The organism is Mesorhizobium sp. M1A.T.Ca.IN.004.03.1.1, from assembly GCF_003997555.1.
GTDB lineage: Bacteria > Pseudomonadota > Alphaproteobacteria > Rhizobiales > Rhizobiaceae > Mesorhizobium.
In genome coordinates this window covers 1-234 of sequence record NZ_RZTV01001126.1, presented here as the reverse complement: position 1 = coordinate 234, position 234 = coordinate 1, and the positions used below count along the sequence as shown (strand labels likewise).

Here is a 234-nt window from a genome sequence, read left to right as displayed (position 1 = left end):
CTTTGTCCTGCGCGCGCGGACCGGCATCCGCCTCGCTTCCCGCATCGTTGACATAGAACGTACCGTCGCCAGTTCGCGTGCCACCGCGACAGGCCTTGCGGTGGCACCAGCGCTTGGCGATCGCCTTGCCCCAGCTCTTGACCTTTTCGGAGCCCTTGAAGCGCGTCATCAGTCCCGACGCCGCCTCGACAAGCGCGCGCCGCATATCGGCGTCGCGGGTCTCCGAGATGCGCC

The 234-nt window shown here is 67.5% G+C and carries 1 pseudogene; it reads right to left on the bottom strand.

The features are described from left to right. Window positions 1-234 (bottom strand): annotated as a pseudogene (locus EOD29_RS36915) (IS110 family transposase); the annotation flags it as partial.